Below are 13,292 nucleotides of genomic sequence, written 5' to 3'. Positions count from 1 at the left end.
TCTAAGCTGACGTAAATTTACCTTTAAAAAACAATAGCTTATGGATTGGCCCGCGGCTTGCAATAAGTGCCTTAAGACTCACGAGGATGGAGATTGGCCATGTTGTCAGAGGTTGTATTGGATCAAAACGCAATGCCCGAGGCGTCCACCGCGACGAAAAGCCCTGCACTGTGGCAGCGGAAATTGCTCAGTAACGCAGGGCGTGCCTGGTTTGCTGTTGCCTTTTTAGGTCAGTGGATTTTCGTTGCTTATGTGGTGCTGCATTACGGCGGCATGTTGCTCGAAAACGGTTTGGCTGGGTGGAGTGTGGAAAATAAAAACGCCTATGTGGCGGGTGACTGGCTCGGCAATATGGCGATGCTGGCGCATATTGCGCTGGCGGTGATTGTGTTGGTGGGCGGCTCCTTGCAGTTGATGCCGGCAGTGCGCTCGCATTGGCCTAAGTTTCACCGCATTAATGGCCGCGTCTATATTGTCGGTGCTGTTGTCACCAGCGTCGCAGGGTTGATCTTGGTGTGGGGGCGCGGCACAGTCGGTGGCGTGGTGATGCAATGGGGCATCAGCCTTAACGCCCTATTAATTATCGGCTTTGCCGGGCTAACGATCTACTGCGCCATGCAGCGCCGTTTGGCCGAGCACCAGCGCTGGGCGCTGCGGTTATTTATGGTAGTTAGCGCGGTTTGGTTTTTCCGTATCACCTTTATGTTGTGGATGGTCTTAACCGGTGGTGCGGGTGTTAACTTCGAGGATTTTACCGGGCCATTTCCCTATACGCTGGTTTTTGCACAGTATTTGGTGCCCTTGTTTTTGTTGGAGTTGTTTCAGTGGGTCAAGGCAAAGGGCACTGGTGTTGCTACTTGTGCCATGGCTTTTACAGTCATGCTGTGCATTCTATTGACCTTAGCCGGGGTTGGCGCGGCAACGGTTGCCATGTGGTTGCCGAAAGTGTTGTAACCTTAGCCCTTCAATTGCAAGAGAGAGTCGCTGCATGGCTGATTTTGATGCGCTGTTATCCTTAACCCAAGTCGATAAGGCCTACTACACATCTAGCCTGCGCACCCAGGCGTTGAATGCTATTGATTTAACGGTACACACGGGTGAGTTTGTGGCAATCATGGGGCCATCGGGTTGCGGAAAAACTACCCTGCTTAATATTCTCGGCTTGATCGATCGGCCGAGTGCTGGCGCTTATCAATTTATGGGCCGCGAGGTGTTGAACCAGAGCGAATCAGCACTCAGCGATTTGCGCAAACAACATATAGGTTTTATTTTCCAAAACTTTAATCTTATCGATGAGTTGACGGTGGCGGAAAATATTGAGCTGGCGTTACTGTATCGAAAGTTCGATGCGAAAACACGTAAGCAACAGGTGCTGAGCGCGATGGATCAGGTGGCGCTGGCGCACCGAGCCGATCACTACCCAAGCCAACTTTCCGGTGGCCAGCAACAGCGGGTGGCAATTGCCCGAGCGCTAGTGGGTGGCCAGTCTTTGATTCTTGCCGATGAACCTACGGGCAATCTCGATAGCACCCAAGGAGCTGAAGTGATGGCCATGCTGCAGAATCTCAATCGCCAAGGCAGCACGCTGGTGATGGTGACTCACTCGGCCCTACACGCCGATTATGCTAATCGCATTGTGCATTTATACGATGGCGCACTAGTGACCGATGGCACTCGTTTACCCACGCGGACGTTAGGTTAGTCTCTTGCCGCCTGTCTATAACAGCGTCGATAGTCGCGTGACTTATGTTACTTAATGCCCGCTTGGCGCTGCGCAATTTGCGCAAACATCGCTTCTTTAGCGCGATTAATCTGCTCGGCTTAGGGGTTGGCCTCACGGTATTTATGTTTAGCGTTTTATTTGTGCGCTATGAAGTTAATCACGATCACATGTTTGCCAAACGCGATCAAATTGTCACCGTGGGTAGCCAGTTTTCGCCTAGCTCGGGTGAACCCATTAGCCAATACCCGAATGTGCGCTTGGCTTACGGGCCACTATTTCAAGCGCAGGTGCCGGGTATTTTACGGGCGGTGCGCAGTAAGTTTGAACGCCGCAAAGTACATTCAGCCAGGGGTGCTTTTCACCTTGGCCTGCGTTTCGTCGACGAGGGCTTTACCGACTTATTTGATTTTACCTATCTCTATGGCAGCCCGGTTGCGTTATCTCAGCCCTTTACGCTGGCATTAACCGCGAGTAGTGCCCGAACATTATTCGGTACCAGCAACGCGGTGGGATTAACGGTGTTACTCGATCAGCGTTGGCCCCTGCGTGTGGTCGCCGTATTTGAAGATGTAGCGGTTGATAGCCATTTCAATTCCTCATTGATGCCGGATGTTGAGCTTACGAGCTTTACCTCGTTATCGACGTTGATAGCCATGTCTGAATTCACCGCGGCTGGCGAATGGGAGTCACTGGAGCCAACGGATCTCACCTACTTGTTGCTGCCCGAGGGAGCTGATTTAAAGGCGCTACGCCGGGCGGTGAATGCGATTGCTGAACGCTATGCCAGCGCCCAAGAGCGAGCCTATATTTCTGCTCTCAATATTCGCCCCCTGCAAGATCATCACACCCAAGTGTGGGACTCGCTCGGTTTTCCGGTCAATGAAACGCTGACGCTAATGGGCTTGCTGGTGCTTTTAGCGGCGGCCTTGAATTATGCTAGCCTCGCCAGCTTGCAACACGCAGGCCGCGCTAGGGAATGGGGGTTGCGCAAAGCATTTGGCGCTAAACCTTATCAATTGGTGCGCCAATTGTTGTTGGAAAGTGTGATGCTGGTGGCGGTTGCCACTTGGCTGGCATTTGCTTTAGTAGAGATACTTGTACCGCTGTTTAACGCCTGGAGTGGCAAATCCATTACCATCGAGTATGTTAGTTTCGTACCGGAATTAGTGTGTTTAGTTGTTTTACTCGGCCTAGGCGCTGGCATCTATCCAGCTATGCAAGCGGCTAATTACGGCGCCAGTGACGCGCTGCGTAGAGGCTTGGCCGGTAGCACCCTATTGGGCCGCGGTCGGGTTCCTTGGCTGCGTCAATTATTGGTGGCAGGGCAATTTTCTATCGCCACCTATATTTTGGCGTTGGTTGCGGTAGTGGTGTTACAAAACAACCATTTGCAGCGCGTGAGTGATGTGTTCATCCGCGATCGGGTATTGATATTGTCTGACATGACAGCGCCAATATTGCAGCCAAAGCTGGCGGCATTTCAGCAAGCACTCGAGAAAATACCAGGGCTGGAGGCGACCAGTGGCTCTGAGAGTGTGCCCTATTTGCGCGTGGGTGGCTCCAGTTTTTTACCGAACGCTGAGGTGGAGCTTTTGTTGGGGCAGGTGGCGCCTAACTTTTTCTCATTTTATCAAATGCCCCTGCTGGATAAGCTGGATGATGGGCAGGTGCAACAGTATCTTGATGACAATTTTTTACCTGTGATTATTAATCAGATGGCAGCCGAACTGCTGGGTGTAAGTGATGTTGACCATGCCTTAGGCCATCGTTACCAAGCTAGAGTCGATGGTCGGCTGCGCGACTATGTTGTGGTTGGTGTCATGCCGACTCAATATTTTTTGGGCGTTCATATGCGTAAGCGCCCCATCGCTTTCGCTATAAATAGGCAGCCGTATAATTATTGGGCGGTTAAATTTAGCGCACCAATAACCGAGCGGGATCTGAAGAATGTACATCTGCTCTGGCGGCAGTATTTCCCAAGCTACCCCATAAGCGTTCAGCCTTTAGATCACTATTTTAATCGGTTCTTTAAAATCCCCACAATGATAGGCAAAGTGATTAGCGTGTTCGCGGCAATAGCAGCACTTCTCGCGATTATAGGGTTGTTGGGCTTGGTGGTATTTGCAGCGCGTCAGCGCGAACAAGAATTGGCGTTGCGCAAAGTATTCGGTGCACGCTGGGTGGATTTGGTTTTGCTGCTGGCGCGCCCTTTTACCCTGCCGGTACTAAGCTCGCTGCTGTTGGCGCTGCCGCTTGCCTATGTTTCTTCGCATATCTATCTGCAATTTTTTCCGGAACAGCTTGCGCACCCTGGGTTGGTGACTGTGCTTTCCGGCTTTGCTGCTTTAGCTATTGCCGCCTTCGTTTTGGCGCTCCAGGCATTGATAGTTGCCAATCGCTCAGCGGGGCGAGGCCTGCAAAAGGTTTGATGGGGCGCACATGGGTAATATAGGTCGAATTAAATCCAGGCATAGCCTATAAGGGTGCTATTAAAACGTGTTCTTAAGGCGTGTTCTTAAGGCGAGCGCTAGTTGGGCGAATTATTGTTAGCGCGCCATGACGTCTTTGGCCCAAGCAACCAGCAGCGCGAGGGCCTGTTCCTCGTCATTTTCTTGCGTGTTGATAATTGTGCAGTCGTATTTTTTTCCGAGCTCTAGGTAGCGATCCACATACCTTTTGTGCCAACTATTGGGGTAGGTTTGCTCGTCTCTCTGGGCTAAGCGCTCGAGTGTTGTGTGTAGGTCAATCCAACAAATAGCGGTGGCAGGGCGATGTGGCCAAAGATGATGGTCGGCCTCGGGTAACAGCGTGAATAGGGTAATCCATAGGCGATCAAATACTAAGATGGGGCTTTCACCGTATTGCGCCAATACCTGCCGGTAGGCTTGGTCTGCAATACCCATTACCGCGGTAAAATTTTTTGCTTCTGCGGCTTCTAACAATGCCGGCCCGTAGGGGTCTCCATAGGGCCGGACATATTCAGCGTCGAGTGCCTGTGCTAAGCGGCGGGTTAGGGTGGTTTTACCCGTACCGTCGTGACCATCCACAGCTAAAATCCATGGTTTGTGTTGCATAGGCGCTCGCCATCCCGTTAATAACTAGAAGGGGTGTAGCACAACACTGTGGCTGGTGTCGTTTATTTCTAGCCAATAGTGTCGCTCTTTACTCTCATCCAATACCCTTTTCGCCTCGTCTGCCAGCGTGATATTGCCCTTAGGTGAAACTTTCACTTTTGCGCCTTTGCCGCTGTTTGAGAAAAGAATCTGCTTGTCTTTTACCTGCAGGTAAACCAATTCACTGGTGGCCTTTTTCATGCCTAGGCAGCGTCGTGCTGACACGGGTAAGGTGATGATGCCACTCGGTGACATTTTCAGAGATTTGTTTTTAACTGTTAATAATTGTTGCATACATCCTCCTGACTTTTTTCGCGAAGAAAAGCACGATAATAAAGTGCTTCGTACCGTTGCTTTAGGGTAAGGGCAGATTTCCCCTCCCGCCAAAGATCTTTATCGTAGGCGTCTACGCGGTCAAAATCCTGATTGATCTCGCGCACACGCATACAGTCTGGGCTGATTTCGCCATAGAGAATATGGCCGCTTTTATCGACAAAATAACAAATGTCGATGAGCTGTAGCCCAGCGTCATGAAATAAATCCTCTAAAAATAGAAAGCTCGAGCGGGCCAACGCCTTTGCGGATGGCATATCGTGTAGCCAGACACTGGCGTAATCGTCGGATATGGGCTCGTCGGCGAGCCGCTTGCCCTGATCATCCGTTAGTGGGTGACGCCAATCAAAGCACACCAGCGGTTGATCGAACCGCGACCAGCGCGTAATTGAGCCACAGGCTTGGGTGCTACCGTAGTTCTCGGTGTAGAGGTAGCGATGTAGTGGCGAGCCTATGTGATAGCGCTTCACGCGCACCTCTATATTGCTGTTTTCAACCAAGCGCTGCGCGGTGTAAACCTCGTCCCCGCGTTCGATGAGTGCGACAAAGGCGTTGCGCCTTAAAGCCGAGTTGTCTGAAAGTTGCATTCGGCGAAACACTTCCGCGGAAAAGCGCGCCCGTAAAATATCGGTTCCGGCCACATCGCCATAGCGATTTTTGGAAAAGGAATACACCGAGGGCTTAAATTTCTCAATCACCAGGTTTCCAGTCAGCTTGCGGATGATCTTACTTTCGCCTTCGGCCACCAGTGGTAGGGCGTCAAAGTTAAAGTGCAGCAGCCGTATCACTTGTTCGACCGCCGACATGCTGGTGTCGAGCAAATAAACGGTATATTTTCCGGCGTGATATTCGGGAATCGGCTTGTGCTTTAAGGTTAGTAAGGGTTGACCGAAAGGTCGCTGCTCCACCGGCGTGGTGACGGCCACGGGCTGGAGAATAATGTGTAGCGCTGCCAAGGCATTTTTAAGTGCCAAAATGTTGTCTTTATCTGGCATTTGTTTGTATCCAATGGTTATCGACATGTCTACCTCCATGAGTTTCTGTAAGTCCTTACCGGTATACATCCAAACGTTTGTTGTATTCTTCTAACACCGCTTGGGTGGTCCACGCGGCCGATGCTATAGCTTGGCTAGCTTCACCGCTGAAGCAGCGCTGGGTTTGGTATTGGACATCAAAGCCAAATTTGTCGATGCACAATTGAACGACCGCTTCTTTACTGAGCGGCTGTTCCAGCGCGCCTTGAATGCCGCGAATAACATTGAGCGGTATTTTTACGAAATACTGATATAGATTTCGTTTGTCGTCGTCTTCTTGGTGCAGCGGATTGTCGGCGGCAAAGCTAGCCATGCCAATCAACTGGCGCATGCGGATAAAACCGAAGCTAAAGTTCCTAACAATGAGTTCGTTTCTGGGTTTTATCGGCGTTGCAACAGCGCCAAAAACACACAGGCCATGGCTTGGTAGATTGTCGCCAGATAATAGCTGGTAGTTAAAGAAGTTCTCTGGGTTGTAGATGCCGATATTGAGTTCAATACCTTGATGGGTGGGGCTTTTCCCCGCGAGTTTTCTCAGGCATTCAACTTCGTCTTTGACCACTACAACTAGGTCATAATCAGAAAAGGTATCGCTATTGATGGATGAGCCGTACACGATAATGGCTTTTATCTGATCCTTTAATAAGTGTCTGAGCTGGTCGATAAAACCAAACTTTTTCGCTTGCTTGGGGTCGAGCTTGGCGGCAGACATCAGGCTTGTGGTGTGACTTACGTTAGCGGATAACAGCCTGATAATCTGGGAGAAAAGGTGCTTCAGACGAAGGAAGGTTTCTAAGCTGCTGAGGCCTAGCCGCCGTTGCTCGACCAGCTCGGTTACCGCGCCGCACAAGTCGAGGGCGGCGAGCGCTGTGTGTGGTTGGGTTTGAGCGAAAACGCCCGCGTACCAAAGCCGCGATAACTTGCTGTCGATAGTGCCCTCAGACCAACGGTTTTGAATGATCGCCGCTCCTAAGGTAACGCCGGCGAGAAACATCGTTGACTGCAACCAGTACTCGGGTGAGCAAATGTTGTCGGCGGCATTTACTGTCAGGGCTAGGGACGCAGGAGTCTTGGCGCTGTGCGGGGCGACCAACTCAGTAGGCTTTAGATTGTGTATGGCAGCGCGGAAAAAAAGCGGGTGAAACAAGCTCGAAAGCCGCACAGCGTTAGGTGAGATCACTCTTGGATTTTGCAGGCCGAGCGCGATGGCTTGGCGCGGTGTGAGTTGAAACGCGGCTAGCGCAAGGTCTTGTTCTAGAAAGGCAAAGCTAATGGTTTTGTCGCTATCGCCAAGCCAGCGAGCGGGGAGAACAATATGAGCGAAGGCGGTGAAAGGCGATTGGGCTGCTGGGCGCTCTCGAGTCATCAAGTGCCTTGCCTCGCTATCTGTCATCTGGCGCGCTAAGTTTTCCATTGTCGCCGCTTTCCTTTTTGGTCTGAGTTTTTGATCTGAATTAGTCGTCTAATAATTGTTCCGAATTTTACTTCCCGTGTACTTCTGGCCGCGCAATAGCCGTTGGTCGTGTTGGCTGTATGCTTAGATAACAACCCTAGCCTATGGCTAAAATTTTTCAGGTAATTTTTTTATCAGTGGAGCACTCGTTACAGTTTTAAAATATGTGTTTTTTTGCAGCTTGTCGTCTGAAGCTCACTAGGCAATGGGGGGTGGATAAACGTCTGTTGGATTGATATTCATATTTAATCTTTCAGAAGTTGTTGTGAGAATTACTTGGTGTAAAAGCCGGGTGTGTGGGCCTATAACTTGGTTAAATTTTTTCCTATCGGTTGGTTCTCTCGTACTGGTTTAGAGTATGCGGTGATTATCTTTCTTTTTTCGTCGTTGGTCTTCGTCGTTGTTTTGTTGTTGTTGGTTTTGCTTGGTTGTTAACTAATAACCTCCTACTTAAATACCTACATTGTGATATTTGTTTGTCGCTTCCTGCTACATAGCTATCCCCGCTAAAAAGAAATTTTCTACATGCCATACGATATTATATCTAGCATTTTTTTTGTTCTAAACTCGAGCCACCTTCTTTGATATTTCGAGGAAGTATGTTGCTGCGATTGTTAACGCTTGTCTGCTTTTCTATTTCAAAGGTATGAGTGGTTAGGCAAAAAATGATCAGGCATTGGTTGGTACAAGGTGCATGCTGCACCACTAAAGTTTGCTAAGGAGTAGCGCTATGAATCATGTCGTAGAATCAGGCCGCACAAAAACGTTAGACGATGTTTTTCCCAGCTTAGAGAATTTGGATGCAGATGCTCTAAAGCCATTTCCTGTTTTTCCACTGCTGCTACAAGTCAGTGGTTTATACGAGTGGAAAATGAAAGGCACGGTAAAGCCTGTTCCCTATCCCATTAAGCGGCCTTACCCCATCCCGAGTGTGGCGAATGCTGATGTGCCCACGCTATCGGCTGGCCATGATGAACCCGATGAGTTTGAATATAACCTAGATACCGAGGCGCTAGCCTTGCCATTCTTCCCGTTTAAGCGAGAAGAATTGCGTTTAGATACCGATGGTCGATTTCCGCAAAGCACGGTGAGCGGCACGCTGTTTAGCCTAAACCGAGAGCGCGCTCATTGGATTGCTAGCCTCAAAAAGATTGCCACCAATCGCTGGAAGGGAAACATCTGGCACAAGGATGGACAGGCCACACTTTTGCCCTATACCAATGTAGATGTGCAGGCTAAGCCAGTACTTTTTGGTACTAAAACAGTCACCGTTAAGTTCTATGGCGGTGGCGCTCCCTCGCTGGTGCGCACTTTTAGTTTTAAGTCGCTTTACCATCATAAGGTCGAGTTTGAGTACGACGTGGTGGATGGCACTAGCGCGGTAACCGCTATACACACCCATGCACACCCGAATCGGCCGGCGAGTTTGCCAGCGGAAAATTTATCGATAGAAAAGGTATTTCAGCGCGCGGGTTTTGACGTGTCGGTATCGCCCGGTAGCGGTGGCTTACCGATCGCGGGTGCCGGCGCCGATCACCTGTGGACCGATATGGAAATGCACGATGCCATGCAAACTTATTGGTCTCGCTTTGCCGATAAACCTCAGTGGGCTATGTGGGTTCTGTTCGCGGCTAGGCACCAGTCCGGCTCTAATCTCGGCGGTATCATGTTTGACGACATAGGCCCCAATCACCGCCAGGGCACGGCGATGTTTAACGATTCCTTCATTGCCAATCCACCTGCGGGCGATGCCAACCCTGCGGCTTGGGTGAATCGCATGAAGTTTTGGACCGCCGTGCATGAAATGGGCCACGCCTTTAACCTAGCGCACGCCTGGCAAAAGCACATTGGTGCGCCCTGGGGTTCGACTTGGATGCCGCTGACCTCGGATAGCGAAGCAAGAAGTTTTATGAACTACCCCTTCTTGGTTGCCGGTGGGCAAAGTGCCTTTTTTGCCGACTTCGATTACCGGTTTATCGATGAAGAGTTGCTGTTTATGCGCCATGCGCCAGCGCGCTTTGTCGAGATGGGCAATGAGGCTTGGTTCAGTAATCATGGCCTGCACGAGGAAGACCAAGACGAATTAAATGGCAACCTGCATTTAGCGGTGCGCGCGAACAGGCCGCAAACGCGATTTGAGTTTATGGAGCCGGTGACGCTCGAGCTGAAGCTACACAACGTCAGCAACGAGGATTTGATTCTCGATCAGGCGCTGTTGAGCGACGGCGGGCATTTGATGGTGCTGGTAAAACAACCTAACGGCAACATCAAGCGCTGGACGCCCTTCGCGCACCACTGCCACAAACCCGGCGTCTCTATATTGCATAGCGATAAAGCCATTTACTCCAGCTTGCCATTGTTTGCCGGTGGTGAGGGTTGGCTGTTTAGCGAGCCGGGCCACTATGAAGTAGTGTGCATGTTAGAGCACGAAGGTTTAATGGTTTTGTCTAATCAGCTAGCAGTAACGGTGATGCCGCCAAAAAGTTATGAGGAGCAAGTGTTGGCGCAAGATTACTTCGATGATGGCGTTGCGCGTGCACTGGCCTTCGGCGGCACCAATGTATTAACCCACGCGAACGATGTACTGCATCAAATGGTGGCTAAATTTGGCGCCTTACATGCGGCTACTCACGCGGCCGCGGCCTTGGTGCAACCGCAAATGATGAACTGCGCACTGTTGGATGTGGATAAGAAAGATAAGCTTGTGTTTAAAAAGCAAAAGGCCGATATAAAATCCGGCTTCCAGCTGACGAAAAAATCCTTGCTTAAAAACAGTGCGGCGGCTGCCGAAACCCTCGGCCATATCCGCTACCACGAAACCATGGCAGCCATTGCCGCCGATCTTATGCACCAAGGCGACAAGGAGAACGCAGAAGAGTGCAGAACGAGCTTGGAGACAACGCTCAGCAAGCGCAACGTGGCTGACCATGTTATGGAAAAAGTAAAAGCAGATACCCGTAAGTTATTTGCTAAGAAAGCCTAAAATTGAAGCGTTTATTTATCTGCCTGTTGTTGGTTGTAGAATTTTAGCTGAGTAAATAAACGTTTTAAGGCGACAAACATCACTCTGCTCAGGTGGGGTGATGTTTGATCAGGGTTGGTTTCTGTTGCCACAGCTAAGCCCGCGAAAAGCTGCCCTCAGTTTCTCGGCGGTTCGCGCCGAGTGATTAATAGGTTAGTTCGAGACTAGCGAATAATGACCTAGGTTCGCCGATAAAATAGCGGTCGCCGTCAAAACTGGAAAAATCGGCGCGCTCGGCGTATCGATTGTCGGTTAGATTTTTCACCCGCAGGCCGAAGCTAAGGCCATTGTGAACGCGATGGGTAAATCTGGCATTGACCAAATTGTGGCCATCGTAGCGATGGGTGTTTTCCAAGTTTGTGTAGTAGCTGCCCATTGCCAGCCATTCGAGCTCTAGGGTGGATGCATTGCTGAGCAGCCAGTTAAGGCGCAGGGAATGCATATGTTTGGGCGCCGAGACAATGGTGTTGCCCTTGGTTTTTAATTCGTTGCTTGTACCCGGTGCACTCACATTCGATTGGTAGTGGTGCTGGGCAAGTGTGCCAGAAAAACTTAGCCGCCATTGTTCGCTGACTTGCCAGTGCAGTTCGTATTCTGTGCCGAGGTGATCGGTTTTTCCATTGCCGAGGTTGAGTCGGTCGGCGGATTGAAAAATGACATTGTCTTTGGCCATGCGAAAGGCCGTTATGTTGTAGCTCAGGTTATCGAATTGCCCGCCGAGCCCTAGCTCCGCGCTTAGGATCTCTTCTGCTTGCAGTTCTGCGTGCATTTGGCCGTTTTGTAGTCGATACATTTCCGTGGCTTGGGGCGCGCGGTTGCCCTCGGCTAGGCGAATGAAGAAGCGATGTTGTTCGGTTAGGTCGCGCAGTAGGGCGAGATTGGTGGAAAAGTTTTTGAAAGCGTCTTTGCTATCCTCCGGCCTCGTATAACGGCAACCCACGGCGCCGGTAAAATTATTAATGCAAAGGCTGCCGTCCTCGGCGCTATCGCCGCTGATCATCTTATTGTTGTAGTCGTAACCCAGGTATTCATAGCGCAAGCCGCCGGTGACGAGGGTGGCGTCGTCGATCCGATATTCCAGAGCGGTAAAGGCCGCCGCTAGCAATGCCTGTACTGTGTAATCGTATTGCTTTCCGGCCGGAAAAGATGAGAAGCCGCCGACTTGAGATTGTGTCAGCCAAGCGTGGGTGTATTCCGTATCTAAACCTGCGGTGAGATCTAGGTCATCGGATAACGCGGTCAAATAAAGGGTTTGCAGGCCGAGACTTTTATGCCCGTTTTGCTCCACCGGTGTGCCGGGTAAAAAGTGCATCATAAAGGTCATGTCCGTGTAGCGCGCATAGGGCGTTAGGCGCAGGATAGATGCGTTGTTATTGACGTTGTTATTGAGGTTGCTATTTGCGTCGATATTTGTTTGATCTGTTGCATGGCGTTTCGCATTACCCAAGGGGATGTCGATACGCGATTGCAGGCGTGCAGATTGTGAGTCCCGGAAGGCTTCTGGGTTCGGGTTTTCGCGTTGTCGGCTTTTGTCTTTATAAGCATCGGCGCCACTGACGTAGCCCGCGGTTTCCTGGTTCAAGTTATTCACGCTCAGGAGCGTACTCGCCTTGAGTTGGGTGGTCGCATAATCGTGCCTAAGGCTGAGCTTTTGTTGATCAAAGCCCGAGTCATCTTTGTAGCCGCCGTCGTGCGCGGCGTTGAACCGCAAGCCCAAGCCGTGCTCGCCTTCCTGTCGATTAAAGCCTAGCTTCAGACGCGCGTAATCATTGGCGCCGGCCTCTAGACCCAGGGTGTGATTTGGCCCGTCGCTGGCAGCTGCGCTAATCACATTAATCACGCCGTGTTGGGCATCGGAACCGAACAGTACCGTGCCTGGGCCGCGCAACACGTCAATTTGTTGGGCTTGTTCGTAGTTCAGGTCGAACAACTGGTTGACGTTGCAAAAGCCGGTGGCTCGAACCGGTACGCCTTCTTCGGTGACCGCAAATGCGCCACAGCTGCCGGCGCCGGTCAACACCGGCGAGCGAATCGCGGTGAGGTGTTCTTGGCCGTTACCGCGGGTAATCCACACCCCCGGTACTGTCGCGAGCGCTTCGCTAATATGTACCGCTGAAATTTGGTCGAGTTGTGCTTGGTCAACAATACTGATGCTGGCCGGGATTGAGCTGAGATCTTGTTCACTGCGCGTCGCCGTCACTGTGATTGTCTCTATGCTTGGCGCATGCTTGGCTAGGGGGTCGGCGATTAATAGGTGGCCGTAACCGAGGCCGCAACAGAAAACCAAAAGACCTAAATCTAGTCGAGGGCGGGCCATTGGATATTTCCTTGCGTGCTCATAGAAATGGTTTGCCAGCCTAACAGAAATGCGCTTTTCGATCAGGTTATAGGCTAACTTAAGAGCCAAGGTGGTGCCGGTAGTCGGCAATAAAGCGGCTAAAGATGTATATATAGATGTATAAATGTCTAAATGGGGCGCCAGGCCTGTAGAAGGGTGGATCGCTAACTCCATAGGCTCGGCCTAGCATTCTGGCGCCGCGATGCAAATGCGCTAAATATAGCGGTGTTGCACATTCACCGAGCTTGTAACCCGGTAGGATTGGATGAGGTTGGC

The 13,292-nt window shown here is 50.9% G+C and carries 9 protein-coding genes; 4 read left to right on the top strand and 5 right to left on the bottom strand.

Features of this window, described 5'->3' with window-relative positions; translation table 11 throughout:
• Positions 1-99 precede the first annotated feature (99 nt).
• Genes QWY82_RS01810 through QWY82_RS01800 form a run of 3 tightly spaced genes read left to right on the top strand, consistent with a single transcriptional unit; the run spans position 100 to position 4,152 of the window.
• Positions 100-954 (top strand): DUF2306 domain-containing protein, encoded by an 855-nt coding sequence (locus QWY82_RS01810; protein ID WP_290259429.1) that lies wholly within the window; start codon positions 100-102, stop codon positions 952-954.
• Positions 955-988: 34 nt separating this feature from the next.
• Entirely contained in the window at positions 989-1,702 is a 714-nt protein-coding gene (locus QWY82_RS01805; protein WP_290259428.1) for an ABC transporter ATP-binding protein, read from the top strand.
• 44 nt (positions 1,703-1,746) lie between these two features.
• Positions 1,747-4,152, top strand: coding sequence for an ABC transporter permease (locus QWY82_RS01800; RefSeq protein ID WP_290259427.1), 2,406 nt, complete (start codon positions 1,747-1,749; stop codon positions 4,150-4,152).
• Between the two features lie 117 nt (positions 4,153-4,269).
• On the opposite strand, the gene QWY82_RS01795 is transcribed toward QWY82_RS01800, so the two are convergent.
• The 4 genes from QWY82_RS01795 to QWY82_RS01780 are packed head-to-tail and all read right to left on the bottom strand — an operon-like array spanning position 4,270 to position 7,617.
• Positions 4,270-4,797 carry a P-loop nucleotide/nucleoside kinase family protein gene (locus tag QWY82_RS01795; protein ID WP_290259426.1) on the bottom strand — a complete coding sequence of 176 codons (528 nt, stop codon included), beginning with the start codon at positions 4,795-4,797 and terminating at the stop codon, positions 4,270-4,272.
• 24 nt (positions 4,798-4,821) lie between these two features.
• Positions 4,822-5,130, bottom strand: a complete 309-nt coding sequence (locus QWY82_RS01790; protein WP_290259425.1) for a hypothetical protein — start codon at positions 5,128-5,130, stop codon at positions 4,822-4,824.
• The gene (locus QWY82_RS01785) at positions 5,115-6,191 is read right to left on the bottom strand and encodes a phosphoribosylaminoimidazolesuccinocarboxamide synthase (RefSeq protein ID WP_290259424.1); all 1,077 of its coding nucleotides are present in this window, start codon (positions 6,189-6,191) and stop codon (positions 5,115-5,117) included. Before QWY82_RS01785 ends, QWY82_RS01790 begins: the two co-directional genes overlap by 16 nt.
• A 28-nt stretch (positions 6,192-6,219) precedes the next feature.
• Positions 6,220-7,617 carry a hypothetical protein gene (locus QWY82_RS01780; protein ID WP_290259422.1) on the bottom strand — a complete coding sequence of 466 codons (1,398 nt, stop codon included), beginning with the start codon at positions 7,615-7,617 and terminating at the stop codon, positions 6,220-6,222.
• Positions 7,618-8,386: 769 nt separating this feature from the next.
• Between QWY82_RS01780 and QWY82_RS01775 the strand changes: the two genes are divergently transcribed.
• Positions 8,387-10,639 carry a zinc metalloprotease gene (locus QWY82_RS01775; RefSeq protein ID WP_290259421.1) on the top strand — a complete coding sequence of 751 codons (2,253 nt, stop codon included), beginning with the start codon at positions 8,387-8,389 and terminating at the stop codon, positions 10,637-10,639.
• Positions 10,640-10,823: 184 nt separating this feature from the next.
• On the opposite strand, the gene QWY82_RS01770 is transcribed toward QWY82_RS01775, so the two are convergent.
• Positions 10,824-12,995, bottom strand: a complete 2,172-nt coding sequence (locus QWY82_RS01770) for a TonB-dependent receptor (RefSeq protein ID WP_290259420.1) — start codon at positions 12,993-12,995, stop codon at positions 10,824-10,826.
• Between the last annotated feature and the right edge of the window lie 297 nt (positions 12,996-13,292).

Source organism: Simiduia curdlanivorans (assembly GCF_030409605.1).
Classification (GTDB): Bacteria; Pseudomonadota; Gammaproteobacteria; order Pseudomonadales; family Cellvibrionaceae; genus Simiduia; species Simiduia curdlanivorans.
Note: the sequence above shows the minus strand (reverse complement) of the source record. Positions and strands in the feature narration are given on the sequence as shown.